Annotated in this window: 13 protein-coding genes; 4 read left to right on the top strand and 9 right to left on the bottom strand. The window is 54.7% G+C overall.

Annotation, left to right across the window (positions count from 1 at the left end; all coding sequences use genetic code 11):
* Positions 1-7: 7 nt before the first annotated feature.
* Positions 8-1,498 carry a Fe-S cluster assembly protein SufB gene (sufB, locus tag AAGR22_RS09955; protein ID WP_345831395.1) on the bottom strand — a complete coding sequence of 497 codons (1,491 nt, stop codon included), beginning with the start codon at positions 1,496-1,498 and terminating at the stop codon, positions 8-10.
* A 5-nt stretch (positions 1,499-1,503) separates the two neighbouring features.
* Complete coding sequence (gene sufA, locus AAGR22_RS09950; protein ID WP_067703548.1) at positions 1,504-1,878, bottom strand: Fe-S cluster assembly scaffold SufA; 375 nt, start codon at positions 1,876-1,878, stop codon at positions 1,504-1,506.
* A 393-nt stretch (positions 1,879-2,271) separates the two neighbouring features.
* Between sufA and AAGR22_RS09945 the strand changes: the two genes are divergently transcribed.
* Positions 2,272-2,676, top strand: coding sequence for a hypothetical protein (locus tag AAGR22_RS09945; protein WP_067703545.1), 405 nt, complete (start codon positions 2,272-2,274; stop codon positions 2,674-2,676).
* A 132-nt stretch (positions 2,677-2,808) separates the two neighbouring features.
* Here AAGR22_RS09945 and AAGR22_RS09940 read toward each other — a convergent pair whose 3' ends face one another.
* Both AAGR22_RS09940 and AAGR22_RS09935 read right to left on the bottom strand, forming a co-directional pair.
* Entirely contained in the window at positions 2,809-3,240 is a 432-nt protein-coding gene (locus AAGR22_RS09940) for a hotdog fold thioesterase (RefSeq protein ID WP_345831394.1), read from the bottom strand.
* The gene (locus AAGR22_RS09935) at positions 3,240-6,293 is read right to left on the bottom strand and encodes an FAD-binding and (Fe-S)-binding domain-containing protein (RefSeq protein WP_067703541.1); all 3,054 of its coding nucleotides are present in this window, start codon (positions 6,291-6,293) and stop codon (positions 3,240-3,242) included. The genes AAGR22_RS09940 and AAGR22_RS09935 overlap by 1 nt, the downstream gene beginning before the upstream one ends.
* A gap of 234 nt (positions 6,294-6,527) precedes the next feature.
* Here AAGR22_RS09935 and ydiK point away from each other — a divergent pair, with 234 nt between their 5' ends.
* On the top strand, positions 6,528-7,652 hold the full coding sequence (gene ydiK / locus AAGR22_RS09930) for an AI-2E family transporter YdiK (protein WP_067703539.1): 1,125 nt from the start codon (positions 6,528-6,530) through the stop codon (positions 7,650-7,652).
* A gap of 432 nt (positions 7,653-8,084) precedes the next feature.
* Here ydiK and ppsA read toward each other — a convergent pair whose 3' ends face one another.
* Positions 8,085-10,466 (bottom strand): phosphoenolpyruvate synthase, encoded by a 2,382-nt coding sequence (gene ppsA, locus AAGR22_RS09925; protein ID WP_067703536.1) that lies wholly within the window; start codon positions 10,464-10,466, stop codon positions 8,085-8,087.
* A 475-nt stretch (positions 10,467-10,941) separates the two neighbouring features.
* Here ppsA and AAGR22_RS09920 point away from each other — a divergent pair, with 475 nt between their 5' ends.
* Both AAGR22_RS09920 and AAGR22_RS09915 read left to right on the top strand, forming a co-directional pair.
* Positions 10,942-11,769 (top strand): pyruvate, water dikinase regulatory protein, encoded by an 828-nt coding sequence (locus tag AAGR22_RS09920; protein ID WP_067703533.1) that lies wholly within the window; start codon positions 10,942-10,944, stop codon positions 11,767-11,769.
* 171 nt (positions 11,770-11,940) lie between these two features.
* Positions 11,941-12,987 carry a 3-deoxy-7-phosphoheptulonate synthase gene (locus AAGR22_RS09915; protein ID WP_067703530.1) on the top strand — a complete coding sequence of 349 codons (1,047 nt, stop codon included), beginning with the start codon at positions 11,941-11,943 and terminating at the stop codon, positions 12,985-12,987.
* A 1,099-nt stretch (positions 12,988-14,086) separates the two neighbouring features.
* Here AAGR22_RS09915 and AAGR22_RS09910 read toward each other — a convergent pair.
* The 4 genes from AAGR22_RS09910 to AAGR22_RS09895 form a co-directional block, all read right to left on the bottom strand.
* Entirely contained in the window at positions 14,087-14,314 is a 228-nt protein-coding gene (locus AAGR22_RS09910; protein WP_345831393.1) for a hypothetical protein, read from the bottom strand.
* Between the two features lie 981 nt (positions 14,315-15,295).
* Positions 15,296-16,735 (bottom strand): protein adenylyltransferase SelO, encoded by a 1,440-nt coding sequence (locus AAGR22_RS09905; RefSeq protein ID WP_345831392.1) that lies wholly within the window; start codon positions 16,733-16,735, stop codon positions 15,296-15,298.
* Between the two features lie 233 nt (positions 16,736-16,968).
* The gene (locus AAGR22_RS09900; protein WP_067703526.1) at positions 16,969-17,709 is read right to left on the bottom strand and encodes an EAL domain-containing protein; all 741 of its coding nucleotides are present in this window, start codon (positions 17,707-17,709) and stop codon (positions 16,969-16,971) included.
* Between the two features lie 383 nt (positions 17,710-18,092).
* Positions 18,093-18,551: an NlpC/P60 family protein gene (locus AAGR22_RS09895; RefSeq protein WP_067703524.1), complete on the bottom strand. Its 459-nt coding sequence runs from the start codon at positions 18,549-18,551 to the stop codon at positions 18,093-18,095.
* Positions 18,552-18,612 lie beyond the last annotated feature (61 nt).

Below are 18,612 nucleotides of genomic sequence, written 5' to 3'. Positions count from 1 at the left end.
TGGGCCATTAGCCCACGCTGTGTTCAAGGCTTATCGCCAGCAGTTTTTGTGCTTCCACCGCAAACTCAAGCGGCAGCTCGGAGAAGACGTCTTTACAGAAGCCGTTAACGATCATTGAAATGGCATTATCTTCGCTAATGCCGCGCTGCAGGCAGTAAAAGAGCTGGTCTTCGCCAATACGTGACGTTGTCGCTTCGTGCTCAAGCTGGGCAGTATTATTCCGCACTTCAACATAGGGGAAGGTGTGCGCACCGCACTCGGCACCAATCAGCATCGAGTCACACTGGGTAAAATTACGTGCGTTGGTGGCCGTCGGCATGATCTTGACCAGACCCCGATAGGTGTTCTGGCTTTTACCCGCCGAGATCCCTTTGGAGATAATGGTCGATTTGGTATTTTTACCGATGTGGATCATTTTGGTGCCGGTATCGGCCTGCTGATGACCGCTGGTCAGCGCGACCGAGAAGAACTCACCAATAGAGTTATCACCGCGCAGGATCACGCTTGGGTACTTCCAGGTGATGGCCGAGCCGGTTTCTGACTGAGTCCAGGACATTTTGCTGTTTTCACCTTCACACAGCGCACGCTTGGTCACAAAGTTCAGAATACCGCCTTCAGTTTCGCCGCCGGAGAACCAGTTCTGCACGGTGGAGTACTTCACTTCGGCATCTTTATGGATGATCACTTCCACCACCGCCGCATGCAGCTGATAGCTGTCACGCACCGGGGCTGAACAGCCTTCGATATAGCTAACGTAGCTGCCTTCATCGGCAATCAGGATGGTACGCTCGAACTGACCGGTTTTCGCCGCGTTGATGCGGAAATAGGTCGACAGCTCCATCGGGCAGCGCACGCCTTTAGGAATGTAGACAAAGGTACCATCGGAGGCGACGGCCGAGTTCAGCGCAGCGAAAAAGTTGTCATTCGCGGGCACCACCGTACCCAGATACTGTTTTACCAGCTCCGGGTGGTCGTGGATGGCTTCACCGAACGAACAGAAGATAATGCCCTGCTCTGCCAGCTTGCCGCGATAGGTGGTTGAAACTGAAACAGAGTCAAAAATCGCATCAACCGCGACTTCCTGCCCCTCACGCACCGGCACACCTAACTGTTTAAAAGCGTTCTCCACTTCTTCTGTCAGGTAGTCGGGCGCCTGTGAACCAGAGGCCTGCGTTGCACCCGGCTCGGAGGCACAGCTGTCATCACAGTTGCCGCAGGAGGGCGCGGAATAGTAGCTGTAATCCTGATAGTTCAGCGACTTATAGTTGGCTTTCAGCCAGTGCGGCTCTTCCATCTCCAGCCAGGCAGCGTAAGCTTTCAGGCGGAATTCCAGCATCCACTCCGGCTCGTTGCGCTTGGCAGAAATGGCGCGCACAACGTCTTCGCTGAGGCCATTTTCGAACTCTTCGGTTTGCAGCTGGGTGAAGAAACCCTCTTTGTACTTCTGGTTTCCTTCCCAGATCTGCACATCATCCGATGTTTCAGTAATTCGGGACATAAAGTTTACTCAACGCCAAAGCTCTCACCACAGCCACAGGCGTGTTGAGCTTTAGGATTATTAAATTTGAAAATCTGATTCAGGCCTTCACGAACAAAATCCAGTTCCGTTCCGTCGATGAAAGGCATTGCCTGTAACGGCACGTAGAGATGCGCGCCCTGATGAATAAAGACCAGATCGTCTGCGGCGGGCTCTTTCACCAGATCCATGGTGTAGCCAAAGCCAGCACAGCCGGATGTCTTCACACCCAGCTTCAGGCCCTTCACATGCGGGTCGTTGGCTGCCAGCGCAATGATTTGCTGGGCTGCACTATCAGTGAGCGTCAGGCCTTTCCAGACGAAGTCATCCGGTGAAAAAGAAGCAGTAGTTGCTGATGGCATAAAGTTACCTCGCGAGTCGATAGCCCTGAGGGCTAATGTCTCTATGTTAGTGATATTGAATATCGCTTCAACCTCTTGTTTTGCAGGGATTAAGGCCAACGGGACTTTTTTAGCCCTTTTTATACAGTTTAGACCCTGTGAAGAGGATGACGATCGGCATTACACTCCGATTTAACGAAATTATAACACATTGAAAAAAGGCCAGTAAATAACGGCCACGCTGTGATGACCGTGAATTATAGATATTTTACCGCTTTCAGACATGCCGCGTATCGTTATTACCAATTTTCATGAGAGGCAGCATTTATGGGTAAAAATTTTCCGCCGGAAACGTTGAATAATGCGTCATTTATAATATGATAATGATTATCATTAGCACGAACGAGCCCTGAGATGAATCTTTCGATAAGCGCCTGGCTGCACCAGAAGATTGACGACTACAAGTTTTCAGTTCGCGATATCACCGTTGATTTCTACATGGCTCAGGCCAAACTCAACCGGCCACAGTGCAGCCTTGAACACCTGCGTCGATTCAATGACATTTGCCTGGACATGGCCGAGCTGTGCCAGCTAAACGGCGATGACCGCAGTTACCTGCACGCGCTGGGTAAGCTCCATCACCGCTTACTGGTCGAGCTGGGTAACCCCGAACGCGACAGGCTGTTTCGGATGCAGGCCTGGCAGCTGGCACGACATTCCCTTACCCGTCTGTGCCACGAGCTGGCGCTAACCGGCGACTGGGATCGCGCCACCCGCCTGCAGAGCGATTTTGTTAAGCATGCCGCGTGGATAATTTGACAACCGGGCTGCCTTAACCCGACCCGACCTTATCCCGGTGAGCACATCCCGACCTTGCCGCTATTCTGGCCCGGCCCCATGCCTTACCACTCCCACAGCTGGCCCCCCTCTTTCAGGAGGGGCAACATGATATCACTCTTTGCCCCTGGCTGACAAAACTGCGGTGGTTAGTCTGACCGAGCAACACAGCCGCTGTCGGGGGTCAAAAATGTCTATCTGCCAGCGCTGGTGGTTACGCCCGATGTGCAGCGCACGACACACGCCGCGCACCTCCCCTTCCCTTACCGGGCGCAGATGACTGGCGTTGATCTCCAGCCCGACGATCCGCTCCTCCCCGGACGTACATAAATAACCAGCCACCGATCCCAGCGTCTCGGCAAGCGCGACCGAGGCACCGCCGTGCAGCAGACCAAAGGGCTGACGGGTGCGAGAATCGACCGGCAGCGTCGCCTCCAGCGTCTCCTCGTTGATGGCGGTAAAGACGATCCCCAGCGTTTCTGCCAGGTTGCCCCGTCCCAGCTGGTTAAGCTCTGCCAGGGTCATCTTGCGTTGCCAGATAGCCATTAAATAATCTCCAGCAGCGCCTGAAGGGGATGGCGCACGCCGTTCCCTTCCACGCGCTTCACCTGACTGCGGCACGAGTAACCCGTCGCCAGGCAGCGCTGCCTGGGCAGCTTTTGCAGCGCCTGATGCCAGGAGAGCTCATAAATACCGAGTGAATTTTTTAGATTCTGGCTTTCGTGACCATAGGTCCCCGCCATGCCGCAGCAGCCAACGCTGACGTTCTCCAGCCGGGCGCCAAAACGGGCAAAAATGCTCTCCCACTGTTTAGTCGAGCCAGGCAGCGCCGTCACTTCCGTACAGTGCCCGAACAGATACCAGCACTCCCCGCTTTGCGGCCTGGGGTGGCTCTCTGGGAGAGCCTGCTGCAGCCACTCGTGCACCAGCTGAACGTGGAAATCACCCCGCTGCTCGCCCAGGGTCAGGCGGTACTCATCGCGATAGCACAGCACCAGCGCCGGATCGACGCCCACCAGCGGTAATCCCAGCTGCGCCACGCGATTAAGGAAATCGGCGGTTTTCTGGGCCGTGCGCGCAAAGCGTTGCAGGAAGCCCTTCACATGCTGGGCCTTTCCATTCGGTGAAAACGGCAGTACCACTGGCTGGTAGCCCAGCTTTTCGATCAGGCTGACAAAATCAGCGACCAGTCGGGCCTCGTAATAGCTGGTGAAGGGATCCTGCACCACCAGCACATAGCGTTCGCGCTGTGCGTTGCTCATCGCCTCAAGCTGTTCGAGGGTGGTGGTCATTGCCTGCTGTCCCGCCAGCTCTTTTTTAAGTGACGGAGAGGAGAGCAGGGGCAGATCCACCATGCCAATATGTTTTCTGCTCAGATCGCGCAGCAGCGGCTGACGCAGAAAAAAGTTAAACACCCTGGGGGCTTTCGCCATCAGCGGGGCATAACTCTCCACGCTGGCGACCAGATAGTCGCTGGCCGGACGCAAATAGCGGGTGTGATACAGCTGCAAAAAGCGAGACCGGAAGCCGGGCACGTCAATTTTGATCGGACACTGAGTCGAGCAGGCTTTACAGGCCAGGCAGCCCGACATCGCCTCCTTAACCTCATGCGAAAAATCATACTCCCCACGCTGGGCATGCCAGCTGTTTCGCGTTCGCGCAATCAGCCCGCGCAGGCTGACCTTCTCCTTCGGCAGGTTTTTCTCCAGTGCCACCGGATCAACCCCCTGCTCGGCCAGCAGGCGAAGCCATTCGCGGGTGAGCGTGGCGCGCCCCTTCGGCGAGTGAATACGGTTAGCGGTGATCTTCATCGAAGGGCACATCGGGCTGCGGACGTCAAAGTTGAAGCACAAACCATTACCGTTGCACTCCATCGCCCCGCGCCAGTCGGCTCTGACATTAATGGGGATCTGCCGATCCCAGGTTCCGCGTTTAACCGCATCCACGGCCATCATCGGTGCATCAAGGCCAAATGGGGTGCAGATTTTCCCCGGGTTAAGCCGGTTGGCCGGATCGAATGCCGCTTTGATACGCCTGAGTTCATTGAAAAGCGCTTCGCCAAAGAATTCCGGGCTGTACTGCGCGCGAAATCCCTTGCCGTGCTCGCCCCACAGCAGGCCACCAAAGCGTGCCGTCAGGGCCACCACTTCATCGGAGATCTGCTTCATCATCATCTCCTGCTGCGGGTCGCACATATCCAGTGCGGGGCGAACGTGCAGCACCCCGGCATCCACATGGCCAAACATGCCGTAGCTCAGGCCATGTCCGTCCAGCAGTGCGCGGAACTCAGTAATATAATCGGCCAGATGCTGCGGGGGCACGCAGGTGTCTTCCACGAAGGGAATAGGCTTGGCACCGCCTTTGGCATTTCCCAGCAGGCCTACCGCCTTTTTACGCATGGCATAGATACGTTCAATACCGTCCAGATCGCTGCAAATCTGATAGCCGATAATGCCTGCCTCATGGGCGGCGATCAGCGCATCCAGCCGCTGGCAAAGCGCAGCGACCTGTTCAGCAATCGCGGCGCCGTCGTCACCGGCAAACTCAACAATATTGAGTCCCGCCACGTCGCTGCCCGGCACATCAGTAATCAGTTCGCTCACCGAATGCCAGACGATATCCTCCCGCGCCAGGTTCAGCACCTTTGAATCGACCGTCTCTACCGACAGCGCCTTTGCCTCCACCATAAAGGGGGCGCTGCGCAGGGCGGAATCGAAAGAGTCATATTTGATGTTAACCAGCTGGCGCACTTTAGGGATACGCGTGATATCAAGCCGGGCCTCGGTAATAAAGGCCAGGGTTCCCTCTGAGCCACACAGCAGTCGCGTCAGGTCAACCTGTTGCAGATCGTCACTCAGCACATGGCGCAGATCGTATCCGGTCAGGAAGCGGTTAATTTTCGGGAATTTATCCAGCACCAGCTGGCGATTATCGCGGCAGCTTGCCAGCACGGTGCGGTAGATTTTTCCTTCCGCCGTCGCCTCCGCTGCCAGCTTTTCTGCCAGTGCGACGGGAATGCTACGCGTGTCGAGGATGTCACCACCCAGCAGAATGGCGCGCAGGGCCAGCACGTGATCGGACGTTTTACCATACACCAGCGATCCCTGACCCGACGCGTCGGTATTTATCATCCCGCCTAGCGTGGCCCGGTTGCTGGTGGAAAGCTCAGGGGAGAAGAAAAAACCATAGGGTTTAAGAAATGCATTCAGCTGATCCTTAATCACACCCGCTTCAACCTTTACCCATCCCTGCTCAACGTTAATATCAAGAATGCGGTTCATATGGCGGGACATATCCACCACAATTCCCTGATTAAGCGACTGCCCGTTGGTACCGGTTCCCCCTCCGCGCGGGGTAAAGATGAGATCGCTAAAGCGCGCCTCTCCCGCCAGGCGGGCTATTAGCGCCACATCGGCGGTGGACCGGGGAAAAATAACGGCGTCAGGGAGAAGCTGGTAAATGCTGTTGTCGGTGGAGACGCTAAGGCGATCGGCATAGTGAGTAGCGGTATCGCCAGTGAAACCCTGCTGCTCTAACGCCTGCAAAAAATTCAGCACCAGTTGGATCAGGCCTGGCGCCTGAGAAATTTGTGGGATCATTTTCGGGTGACCAAATGTGGATTATGCATTTCTGTTGATTTAACGGTTTTATCATATTTTTTTATAAACTGTCGCGGTTTCAAAAACCCGTGGATAAAAGAATCCTGCACGGCATCTGTCGTAAACGCGTTTAATACATCATGATAAGGAGGCGGGTGCAGCGCACTGGCTGCCTGCCGCTGCCCGCACCATTATTCCGCATCGTTCTTATTTTACCCGAGGTAATGTTTACGCATGAAGAACGTAGAAAAAGGCTGGGATTTGCCGCAAATCGTCTTCTCCCTGATGTTTATAACCCTGATGATTGTTGCCTGTTTCTGGGTGGTTCAGCCGTTTGTGCTGGGTTTTGCCTGGGCCAGCATGGTCGTTATCGCTACCTGGCCACTGATGATCAAACTTCAGCACTGGCTCTGGGGGCGACGCTCATTGGCAGTGATTGCTATGACGCTGATTCTGATCCTGCTGTTCATTATTCCGATTGGGATTCTGGTCAACAGCCTGATTGAGAACAGTGGCCCGGTGATAGCCTGGGCCACCTCCGGCCATTTGCTACTGCCGGATATGCACTGGATGACCAGTATTCCCCTGGTAGGCAGAAAGCTCTACTCCGGCTGGCATCATCTGGTACAGGGCGGCGGCAGCGCGATGATGACCACCATTCAGCCTTATATCGGCCGCACCAGCGTGTTCCTTTTTGCCCAGGCAGGACATTTTGGCCGCTTTATGCTGCACCTGGGTCTGATGCTGCTGTTCAGCGTGCTGCTCTACGCACGGGGGGAGCAGGTTGGCCATGGTATTCGCCATTTTGCCTTCCGCCTGGGTTCACGACGGGGTGACGCCGCCGTGCTGCTGGCCGGTCAGGCCATCCGCGCCGTGGCGCTCGGGGTGGTGGTCACCGCGCTGGTTCAGGGCATTCTGGGTGGCATTGGCCTGGCCATATCCGGCATCCCTTACGCAACTATCCTCACGGTCCTGATGATTTTCTCCTGCCTGGTGCAGCTCGGCCCGCTGGTCGTACTGGTGCCGGCCATCGTCTGGCTCTACTGGAGTGGTGACACCACCTGGGGAACGGTACTGCTGGTATGGAGCTGCGTGGTCGGCACGCTGGACAATGTACTGCGTCCGATGCTGATCCGTATGGGTGCCGATCTGCCGATGATATTGATCCTCTCCGGCGTCATTGGTGGCCTGGTCGCATTCGGGATGATTGGTCTGTTTATTGGACCCGTGGTGCTGGCGGTTTCTTACCGCCTGGTGTCGGTGTGGGTGCATGATGTCCCCGCTCCCGAAGAGGATCCGCTGGAAGTGGTGGAAGAACTGGCGGAAATAGAGCACGAAGCGCACATTAACGCAAAATAATTTCCCCTGGCGGTCATTTTTGTGACCGCTCTCACTACATGGATAAAATGATCGCCCCCAGCGCTTAACGCGCTTTGATTAGGGCCGTTTATCATAAAAGCTTCTTTTTAAGCCTTTTCAATTCTTCACTCCCCGTAATGATTACCTTTAATACAGTTTCAATTCCGTTTCTGTGGCTGACAGCCCACGAAAGATTATCGCTTTTAAACTAATGAGAGGATTCTTAATGACTCGTCAGGCCCATCTGAATATTATGAATCATACGCTTACGATCAAGCTGCTGATTTTTAAACAACCTTTTACACCCCGGGTTAAATAAAGAATTGCTGTGTGTAGTCTTTGCCCATCCCATGTGGTGGGCTTTTTTTTGCCTGTTATCTACCTAAAAGGCCAGATAATCTGGCCTTTTAGGTGTTTTGCTAATAAATCGCGCTATTTTTCAGCTATTTCCGCCAGGCTGAGCCAGGTTTGTACCACCGTATCTGGGTTAAGTGACAAACTATCAATTCCCTCATCCATCAGCCATGCGGCAAAGTCTTCGTGATCGGAGGGGCCCTGCCCGCAGATGCCAACATATTTCCCCTGTTTCTTCGCCGCCCGGATCGCCATCGACAGCAGCGCCTTAACCGCGTCATTGCGTTCGTCGAACAGCGCCGAAACAACGCCAGAATCCCGATCGAGGCCCAGCGCCAGCTGCGTCATATCGTTTGAGCCAATGGAGAAACCATCGAAATAATGCAGAAACTGCTCCGCCAGCAGCGCGTTCGATGGGATTTCACACATCATAATGATTTTCAGCCCATTTTCGCCGCGCTTCAGCCCCTGACGCTCCAGTTCCTCAACCACGGCCTTCGCCTGGTCTACGGTTCTGACAAAGGGCACCATAATTTCAACATTGGTCAGCCCCATATCATTACGCACCCGCTTCACTGCGGCACACTCCAGGGCAAAGCAGTCGCGGAAGCTGTCGGCCACATAGCGACCCGCGCCACGGAAGCCCAGCATGGGGTTTTCCTCTTCAGGTTCGTAGCGTTCACCGCCCACCAGATTGGCATATTCGTTAGTTTTGAAATCAGAGAGGCGCACGATAACGCGCTTAGGCGCAAAGGCCGCCCCCAGGGTGGCAATCCCCTCAGTCAGGCGGCCGATATAAAACTCAACCGGATCGTCAAAGCCTTTCATCATCAGGCGGATCTGCTGCTGCAGTTCCGGCGTCTGCTGGTCAAATTCCAGCAGCGCTTTGGGATGCACGCCTATCATGCGGTTAATAATAAATTCCAGTCGTGCCAGTCCCACACCCTCATTGGGCAGGCAGGCGAAATCAAATGCACGGTCCGGATTCCCTACGTTCATCATGATTTTTAGCGGTAGCGGCGGCATTTCATCGACCTGCGAGCTTTTCACCTCGTAGTCGAGCAGATCGTTGTAAACGTAGCCGGTGTCGCCTTCGGCGCAGGAGACGGTCACCTTGTGGCCATCTTTTAGCACGTCGGTCGCATGACCACAGCCCACCACGGCGGGAATACCCAGTTCACGGGCGATAATGGCTGCATGGCAGGTTCTGCCACCGCGATTGGTCACAATCGCGGACGCTTTCTTCATAATCGGTTCCCAGTCCGGGTCGGTCATATCCGTTACCAGCACATCACCTTTTTCGATGCGATTCATCTCGCTGATATCGTGAATAACCTTGACCTCCCCCGCGCCGATACGGTGCCCAATCGCGCGTCCTTCGACCACGACCTGACCTTTACCCTGCAGCGTATAGCGCTCCATCACCTGGCCGTTAGAACGGACGGTTTCCGGGCGGGCCTGCACAATAAACAGCTTACCGGTGTGGCCGTCTTTGGCCCATTCAATGTCCATGGGTCGCTGGTAGTGTTTTTCTATCTGCACGGCCTGGGCAGCCAGCGCCTCTACCTCTTCCTGAGTCAGGCAGAAACGATCGCGATCCGCCTCCGGCACATCTTCGATTTTGACCTGCTCACCATGTTCCTGCGAATCGGCATAGACCATGCGTATTTTTTTCGAGCCCATAGTTCGGCGCACGATGGCCGGGCGGCCAGCGGCCAGCGTGGGCTTGTGCACATAGAATTCATCAGGGTTTACCGCTCCCTGTACCACCATTTCACCCAGCCCCAGCGCAGCCGTAATAAATACCACCTGATCGAAGCCCGATTCCGTGTCGATGGTGAACATCACGCCAGCAGAGGCCAGGTCTGAACGCACCATGCGCTGGACCCCCGCCGAAAGCGCCACGCCACGATGGTCGTATCCCTGATGCACACGGTAGGAAATAGCGCGATCGTTAAACAGCGAGGCGTAGACGTGTTTTACCGCGACCAGCACGGCATCGAATCCCTGTACGTTGAGGAAGGTTTCCTGCTGACCGGCAAAAGAGGCATCGGGCATATCCTCGGCCGTGGCCGATGAGCGCACGGCAAAGGAAGCCTCAGCGTCATCAGCCGATAGCTGCTGGTAGGCCTCGCGGATCGCCTGCTCCAGTGCAGGCTGGAATGGGGTATCCACAATCCACTGGCGGATCTGTTTGCCCGCTTTGGACAGTTCGTCAACATCATCAATATCGGTCACATCGAGCAGCGCGTAAATCCGCTGATTAACGCCGCTTTGATCAAGGAACTGGTTGAACGCCTCCGCCGTCGTCGCAAAGCCGTTGGGCACGGATACGCCCAGCGAAGACAAATTAGTAATCATTTCTCCCAGAGAGGCATTTTTGCCCCCCACCCGATCAACATCGTTCATGCCAAGCTGGTTATACCAAAGCACGAGCGGCAGTTCGCCATTATTGGACATCGAAGCAATCCTTTTTGATTTAATTAAGATGATGAGGACTGAGTATGACGTTATGAGCCTGGCATATTCGTACCACGGAATAAAACTGTTGAATCGATCAAGCAGCCAGAATGTCCATCTTTTCAGAAAACTCCGCGCCCTACGCAGGCGTTGCGCAACAGATAAATAAAATATTTATAATTTAATCAATAAGATAGTTATCATCTTAATTTCAGGAGATTTTACCCGTTGCGCAACGTGCATTAATTCCCTTTAAGAATGATATCTTTTTAAAGTGCTATTTTTAGGAATGAACAAGCGGTTTTTATTAAGCATCAGTAGCTTTTATGAAGATGTAAGGACTTTATAAAAACAAATAGTTCATATCAACTAATTATGAACTATTTGTTTTATTATGCTGTTGTTATCACAATTTGCTTTGTGCCACCGGCTTAATTTAGTCTGCAGTAATGATAATAACGGGAGAGAAACTGACGTGAACAATGAACGAAGTGTGTTTTATATCTCTGATGGTACGGCCATCACCGCCGAGGTGCTGGGTCATGCGGTTCTTTCACAGTTTCCCGTTGCTATTAACAGCGTGACCCTGCCGTTTGTGCAGAACGTGCAGCGCGCCCAGGCCGTCAAGGCACAGATCAACGCTTTATACGCCACAAGCGGGGCACGTCCACTGGTTTTTATTTCGATAGTCACACCTGAAATACGCGAGATTATCCTGCAAAGCGACGGTTTCTGTCAGGATATCGTCCAGTCGCTGGTAGGCCCGCTACAGCAGGAGCTGGGCATTGCGCCTTCGCCCGTCGCCAACCGCACTCATGGCCTGACGGCTGGTAATCTGGGTAAGTATGACGCGCGTATCGCGGCAATAGACTATACCCTGGCACACGACGACGGCATTTCTCTGCGTGGGCTGGAAGATGCTCAGGTTATTTTGCTGGGCGTATCACGCTGCGGTAAGACGCCCACCAGCCTCTATCTGGCGATGCAGTTTGGTATCCGCGCGGCCAACTATCCCTTTATCGCCGATGATATGGATAATCTGAAGCTCCCCCCTGCCCTGAAGCCCTTCCAGCATAAGCTGTTTGGTCTGACTATCGACCCCGAGCGGCTGGCCGCCATTCGGCAGGAGCGCGCAGAGAATACCCGCTACGCCTCAATGCGTCAGTGTCGGCTGGAGGTCGGTGAGGTTGAAGCGTTGTTCCGTACCCATAAAATTCGCTACCTCAACAGCACGAACTATTCGGTAGAGGAGATCGCTACCCGCATCCTGGATATCACCGGGCTGACGCGCCGCATGTATTGACGTAGCCGATCAGGATAGCCACTCAAAAGCAGCGGGCGTAAAAAGTGATATTTATCGCGTTACGCCCGATTAGCCTCCGTTTGCTGTTGAATTCATCGCCATTTGGTTTATTGTGATCGCCATCACTTCCCGGCACTTTTGCCGCAGCGAAGACAAAATTTAGAGAGTGCAATGAACAAAACAGATGAACTGCGGACCGCGCGCATCGAGAGCCTGATTACGCCTGACGAGCTGGCGCAGCGGCATCCGATCACGCCAGCGATAGCCTCCAACGTTACCGCCTCACGCCAGCGTATCGCCCGTATCCTGTCCGGCGACGATCCGCGATTGCTGGTGGTTATCGGCCCCTGCTCTCTGCACGATCCGCAGGCGGCGCTGGACTATGCCGCCAGGCTTAACCTGCTGCGCGAGAAATATCACTCCCGACTTGAAATTGTTATGCGCACCTATTTTGAGAAGCCGCGTACCGTCGTCGGCTGGAAGGGGTTGATCTCCGATCCTGACCTCGACGGCAGCTATCGGGTAAATCACGGCCTTGAGATCGCACGTAAGCTGCTGCTGGATATTAATGCGCTGGGTATGCCGACCGCCACCGAATTTCTGGATATGGTGGTAGGTCAGTTTATCGCCGATTTGATTAGCTGGGGCGCGATTGGCGCACGCACCACCGAGAGCCAGATACACCGCGAGATGGCCTCAGCCCTTTCCTGCCCGGTGGGCTTTAAGAACGGTACCGATGGCAATATTCAGATTGCCGTGGATGCCATTCGTGCTGCGCGCGCCAGCCATATGTTTTTGTCCCCCGATAAATACGGTCAGATGACGATTTATCAGACCAGTGGGAATCCCTCGGGGCATATTATTATGCGCGGCGGCAGGCAGCCAAATTACCACGCAGAGGACATTGCTGCTGCGGCAGTGTTGCTACGCGAGGCCCGGTTACCGGAACAGCTGGTGATAGATTTCAGTCATGGCAACTGTCTTAAGCAGCATCGTCGACAGATGGAGGTTGCCGCCTCGGTGGCTCAGCAAATTCGCGATGGCTCACGGGCGGTTGCCGGCGTGATGATTGAGAGCTTTTTGCAGGAGGGTACGCAGAAGGTGCAGGCGGGTATTCCACTGGTGTACGGTCAGTCTGTAACCGATCCCTGTCTGGGCTGGGAGGATAGCGAGGAAGTGCTGGCTTTGCTGGCCGGGGCCGTTGATTCACGTTTTTGATGGCGATCGGTTTCGCTGATGCCGAAATGTTGCTCTGTGCCCCCCTGGGGCGGGGCCGGCGCTGCAATGGCTGGAGATGTCGCCTACGTGTGGGGCCCGGTGCCTGATGCACAACGCTAAAGGCTAAGTGCTGTCGCCTACGGGTGGGGCCCGGTGCCTGATGCACAACGCTAAAGGTTAAGTGCTGTCGCCTACGGGTGGGGCCCGGTGCCTGATGCACAACGCTAAAGGCTAAGTGCTGTCGCCTACGGGTGGGGCCCGGTGCCTGATGCACAACGCTAAAGGTTAAGTGCTGTCGCCTACGGGTGGGGCCCGGTGCCTGGCGGTCCTCGCGCCGCGCGTTGCGCGGTTCCTTCGCTCCGTTCGTCGACCTTTCGGACCGGGCATGACGGGACGTCCCTGTCCCGGCATGCCCTTGTGCCAGCATCCCTGCTGGCCCATCCGGGTCTTCCTCCCTGCGCTCAGCGCTGTGGATTGCCTGTCACCGGCCCCCACCCGTCTGCTCCTATCGCATGTGCTCGCTGCGGGTAAGAGCGGTTCGGAGCTTTAACTGGTCCCCTTGCATGGATGCCTCTTCGTTCATCGCTGTGGATCGCCTGTCACCGGCCCCCACCCGTCTGCTCCTATCGCATGTGCTCGCTGCGGGTAAGAGCGGTTCGGAGCTTTAACTGGTCCCCTTGCATGGATGCCTCTTCGTTCATCGCTGTGGATCGCCTGTCACCGGCCCCCACCCGTCTGCTCCTTTCGCATTGTGCTCGCTGCGAGTAAAAGCGGTTCGGAGCTTTAACTGGTCCCCTTGCATGGATGCCTCTTCGTTCAGCGCTGCGGATTGCCTGTCACCGGCCCCCACCCGTCTGCTCCTTTCGCATTGTGCTCGCTACGTATAAAAGCGGTTCCGGGGGTAACATAAACTCTTTCGGCAGGTTTGGAAGAGGGAGAACTCTGCAAAAAACTCAGCGCTATAGGCTGGGCAGGCGCTATCAAAAGCACATTACCGGATTACCTGCCAGTGGGCCGGGCGGGCTACAAAGCCTGAGCGTTTTTAGGGCTTAACTGGAAGTCGTGCTGATGATACCTGCGGAGAGCTAAACGGTTTTACTCAAAGCAGCTCAGCAGCCTGAGAGGTGGACAATCCCTGCGGTTGACGGGCATCCCGCAGCGCTGCGGCGCAGACGGAGGGCCAGGCGAGGGCAGCAGGGATGCTGCACTCAGGGAGCGGCGGGCAGGGATGCCCGCTCGCGACCGGGCCGTCCGGCCCGGAGTCGGAGCCAAAGGCACCACGCGGAGCGTGGCGCGAGGACGCCCGGCACCCGCTGGGATTGTCCACCGACACCGCAGCGATGGCAGCCCAAACAACTAATCGGCAAACTCAGGGATTGCCCCCAGAACTAATGGTTACTGCGGCTGTTTAGCCGCATAGCAGGGCTGCCGGGGGTGGCAGAAAAAAGCGACGTTGTTAAATCAAAACAGCTTAAATACCTGCACACACAGAGCTTAACTGGAATATTCGCACAGATACCTGAGGCAGGATAAACGGTTTTACTCGAAGCAACGCAGAAGCCCGAGAGGAGGACAATCCCTGCGGTTGACGGACATTCCGCAGCGCTGCGGCGCAGACGGAGGGCCAGGCGAGGGCAGCAGGGATGCTGCACTCAGGGAGCGGCGGGCAGGACGCCAGGCAAACGCTGGGATTGTCCACCGACACCGCAGCGATGGCAGCCCAAACAACTAATCGGCAAACGCAGGGATTGCCCCCAGAACTAATGGTTACTGCGGCTCTTTAGCCACATAGCAGGGCTGCCAGGGGTGGCAGAAAAAAGCGACGTTGTTAAATCAAAACAGCTTGAATACCTGCACACACAGAGCTTAACTGGAAAATTCGCACAGATACCTGAGGCAGGATACACGGTTTTACTCGAAGCAGCTCAGCAGCCCGGGAGGTGGACAATCCCTGCAGTTGACGGGCATCCCGCAGCGCTGCGGCGAGGACGGAGGGCCAGGCGAGGGCAGCAGGGATGCTGCACTCAGGGAGCGGCGGGCAGGACGCCCGCTCGCGACCGGGCCGTCCGGCCTGGAGTCGGAGCCAAAGGCACCACGCAACGCGTGGCGCGAGGACGCCAGGCAAACGCTGGGATTGTCCACCGACACCGCAGCGATGGCAGCCCAAACAACTAACCGGCAAACGCTGGGATTCTCCACCGGTATCGCAGGTATTAAAGCGCAAACAACTAACCAGAGAGCGCTGGGATTGCCCTCCGACTCAGCAGATATTGCCGCCTACACCTGCAACAACGGCTCTAAGCACCACTCAGCTGGAACAGCTCACTTCCAGCTTCTTGCCCCAGTCAGGTGGTCGACGCATCAGGTCGGTGAACTCCGGTGAGTCGGTGAAAGGATCGCTCAGCGCACGGTGCAAGCGTGACAGCACGCTAATATCATCCTTCTCCGCCTGCTCTATCGCCTGTTGCGCCAGATAATTTCTTAATATAATCGCCGGATTAGCCTGCTTCATCTTCTGCTGACGTTCCGCATCGCTCACGCCTTCCTGCAGCAAACGCTGACGATAAATGTTGTACCAGCTGTCAAAAGCCTCCCGATCGACAAACTCATCGCGCAACGGGGAGTGAGACTGTTGCTGCTCGGTCTCGCACAGTAGCCGGAAAGTCAGAGTATAATCACTCGCCTCCTTCGTCATCAGCGACAGCAGCCCGGTCAAAATATTATTGTCGTCCTTATCCGCCGTCATCAGTCCCAGCTTCGCGCGCATCTGCTCGCCCCAGCAGCGCATCAGTTCTTTTTCATATCCGGATAGCGCCAGCTTCAGCTGTTCGGTCGTTAACAGGCCCGACAGCGCATGGGCCAATCGGTTAAGATTCCACAGCCCCACCATCGGCTGGTTTTCAAAACTGTAGCGCCCCTGATAATCGGAGTGGTTACAGATAAAGTCAGGCTGGTAATCATCCAGGAAACCATAGGGCCCGTAGTCCAGCGTCAGACCCAGAATGGACATATTATCCGTATTCATCACCCCATGGGCGAAACCAATGCTCTGCCAGTGAGCGATAAGGCGCGCGGTGCGCTTCACGACATCGCTAAACCAGAGCAGATAGCGGTCATTTTCCTGCTGCCACTGCGGCCAGTGATGACGGATAACATAGTCAGCGAGCTGACGAACCTTTTCCGGCTGTTGGGCATAGAAAAAATGCTCGAAATGCCCGAAACGCACGTGACTTTCTGCCACGCGCAGCAGCATGGCACCGCGTTCCTGCGTCTCGCGCCACACCGGCTCGTCGCTGGTTACCACCGTTAGCGCACGGGAGGTGGGAATACCGAGGTGGTGCATCGCTTCCGAAGCCAGAAACTCACGCAGTGACGATCGTAAAACCGCCCGACCATCTCCCATACGGGAATATGGAGTCAGTCCTGCACCTTTCAGATGCCAGTCTACCTTGCGACCATCAGCAAGCTGCTGTTCCCCCAGCAGCAGGCCGCGCCCGTCACCAAGCTGCCCTGCCCAGACGCCAAACTGATGCCCGCTATAAACCTGAGCCAGCGGCTGCATGCCCGCCAGTAGCGTTTCACCACTCCAGAGGGAAACATGCTGCTCGTCAAACCAGCTTTCATCCAGGCCGAGATCGGCAGCCAGTGTCTGGCTGTGATACAGCAGCCGTGGATTCTTTAACGGCGTGGGTTTAAGGGCGGTGTAGAATCCCTCAAGCTCCTGATGCCAGGTATTAGTAAATTGCATGGCGTTACCTTCGGTCGTCACTCCCGACGCTGCGTTATCAGCCGCGCCTGAGTACGCTCTGTCAATATTCAACATAATGAGGATTGCATGACGACACAATGCGGCAAGCCCTCCCGGGAGCTTACTCTGGGCAGTATCGGGAATGAGCGATAAAAGCCAATCGGCATGCAACCTACAGATTGATGAGTATAAACCTCCGCGGGGGTGCTTAACACGGAGTCAGTGAAGGGTTATTAATGCAATAATTCCGCAAATCCCTCAGGGGGATCAATCAGAGTAGAGAGGGAATCTTCACCTACCGGTGAAAATAGAGGGCTCTGTATGCCGTCAAAATCAAAGCGGCTAACTTTCTTCAGGCCTGATACATTGTCAATGCCCTGCACTATCACCTGTTCGCAGTGAGGCTTAATGTGCTCCAGCACGGTGCTAATAAACGGCTTAAACGAGAGTCGGTTTAAATTCCGCTGAATAAAGCCCTTATCAAGTTTTATTCTGAAGAAAAGGTTGTCGTAAATGGCTTTCGACGAGGAACGTCCCGCGCCGTAATTTTCCAGACTTAAGTCAAAACGCTCACTTAATGCCAGCAGTGAAGGATTTTCTCTCCCCAGGCTTAAATCAGGAAAACGTTCATTAATCTCCAGGGCGAGCCATTCGATCGACTCCATTTTTCGCGCGAGAAATTCACTTTTAAGTATTGTTTCAGCGAGCGTTGCGTCGATATTTAGCGTCGCCTTTACATTGTGCTGGCAGAAAAAATCCTGATGCTTTTCGATACTGTTTATTTGTTTTTGTAACAGTAAAACCCGTTGTTCATTATCAAGCTGCGGCAGCAACATATCCTGAGGAATAGCAACATTTGCTGTGGTGTGAGAAAAGTGTGTCACTAGCTCAACGGAGATAAGCTGACCCGCAAAGCTATAGATCGGGTAAAATGCGGTGGAACTTTTATAATCCGCTTCCAGATGGATTTTCATTTTATTCAGCCATGATGAAGTGGCAATCTGCGCATCCTATATCAACGAAATACGACAATCAACAGTGCCATTATAAAGTGTTGTTTCTACACGTTAACCCGGAATGAGACTTTACGCCCGGAAAAAACGTTACGCTACCACATAACTCAGATAAATATGTGCCTGGTCAAAAAGATAATATCGCAAAAAATCCTTCGTCCTCTGATTACTTTACAGCATCTTTACTAAAATTTGAGTAAACGGCGGGAGTATTGCCAACTTAAGCCCAATTGCACCTCAGTCCCGGCAGTCTTAGCGTTTATGCTAATTAGCATCTCATAAACCAAATGATGAAGAAATGGGCTTTTTCTTATAATTATTAGCAGGCTATAAAAATGGGCGACCTAAATACGCCGCGCCTGCCAGAATACCTTTTTCCAGTACACATTTTCCAGCGAGGAACGAATCACCCCCTGGCTGGTCGAGGCGTGGATAAACTGGTTATCCGTATCGTATATTCCAACATGCAGGCCGTTTTCCCCACGCCCCGTTTTGAAAAACACCAGATCGCCCGGCAGCAGATCGTCTTTATCAATGCGCGTACCAATATCCGTTTGCGCTCGCGTTGTCCTTGGCAGCTGAAGTTCAAAGCGATCGCGAAAGGTTAAATAGACGAAACCCGAACAGTCGACGCCACCGCGTCCCAGACCGCCATAGCGGTAGGGCGCACCACGCCACTGCCCCAGCTGTTCGTTGAGTTGTGCAATAACGGTAATCGAATCAGAAAGTCGGCCGTTCGGGGGAGGCGCATGGCGGCTACAGCCCGCAACGGTGAGAATAAATACCAGAAGCCAGAAGCGCATCAGACGGGGATCCTTAGGGTGTTGTTTTTTACTCTACTCGCAAAAGGGTATTGCAGGCAAC

Origin of the sequence: Erwinia sp. HDF1-3R (assembly GCF_039621855.1) — a bacterium.
In the GTDB taxonomy this organism is placed as follows: domain Bacteria; phylum Pseudomonadota; class Gammaproteobacteria; order Enterobacterales; family Enterobacteriaceae; genus Erwinia.
This window is presented reverse-complemented; position numbering and strand designations above follow the sequence as displayed.